Consider the following 1,233-nt stretch of genomic DNA (forward strand, 5'->3'; position numbering starts at 1 on the left):
GGTGTAGACGTCCCTTGGTTCTATCTGTCAAGCGGCGGCGGCCTGGGTGGGGTCGGTGAGGGCTGGCCAGGCGGTGGTTTCGTCGTAGGTCGTGCGGTGGCGTAGGCAGCCGTGGAGGATGGCGACGTGCCGGTTCGCGAGGGCGCGTAGCGCCTGGTGGTGGGTCATGCCGCGGGCACGATGGTTGTCGTAGTAGGCCCGTGCACCGGGTGAGGCTTTCAGCGCGGCGAATGCCTGGGTTGCCAGTGTGTCGCGGAGCCGGCTGTTTACCGCGACCCGGGCCAGGACGACACGGCGCTTGCCGGAGGCCCGGGTGATCGGTGAGGTGCCGGCGTAGTTGCGGCGGGCACGGGCGGTGTCGTATCGGTTCGGGTCGTCGCCGAACTCGCCGAGGGCCCGCGCGGCCAGGACCGGCCCGAACCCGGGCATGGACAGGTAGATCCGGGCCTGGGGGTGCTGGTGGAGGCGTGTGGTCATCTCGGCCTCGACCCGGTCGATCTGCGCGACGAGGGTCGTCAGGACCGCGACGGCGGCGGTGACGGTGTGCCCGAACGCCTGCGCGATCTCTGCGGGTGCGGTGAGCTGCTCTCCGCGCAGCGCGGTATGGATTTCCTCCGCGCGACTGTCGGCGCGGCGTTGCCGTCCGGCCTTACGGAGTAGGGCGGCGATCCGTGTCGTGGCCAGCGCGCGGCCGGCTGTCGGGGTCGGGGCGGCGGCCAGGACGGCGAGAGCGTCGCGGCTGGCGAGGTCGTCGAACGCTGCCAGGGCGGCAGGGTAGAACTCCCGCAGGGTGGAGCGGAGGAGATTCGCGTGCCGTTGCCGTGCCCAGGCCAGGTTCTGATGGGTACGGGCCAGGACTTTCACGGCTTCGGCGAGGTCGCTGTCCGCGGCGACGGTGCGGTGGTGATGCCGGTCGGTACGGACCAGGTCCGCCAGTACCCTCGCGTCCCCGGGGTCGCTTTTCGCCCGGGAGGTGACGTGCCGTTCGCGGTATCGGGCGGCGGAGAGCGGGTTGATCGCGTAGACCTGGTAGCCGGTCGCGACCAGGGCACCGACCCATGGCCCCCGGTCGGTCTCGATCCCCACCGCGACCTGCGACGGACCCTTGTCGCCGCCGAGGTGCTCGGCGATCAGTGCGTGGAACCGGGCGAGACCGGCGACGCCCTCGGGAAGCCGAGCGCGAGCGAGACGCTGTCCCGCCTCGTTCTGGATCTCGATGTCGTGATGGTCCTC

General features: G+C 71.3%; 1 protein-coding gene. It reads right to left on the bottom strand.

All coding sequences use genetic code 11. The annotated features are described in order from the left end of the window. Positions 1 to 27: 27 nt before the first annotated feature. A partial coding sequence (locus AB1460_RS37595) for an IS110 family transposase (RefSeq protein ID WP_368967339.1) occupies positions 28 to 1,233 on the bottom strand: 1,206 nt, incomplete at its 5' end.

It is taken from the genome of Parafrankia sp. FMc2 (assembly GCF_041008525.1).
GTDB lineage: Bacteria > Actinomycetota > Actinomycetes > Frankiales > Frankiaceae > Parafrankia.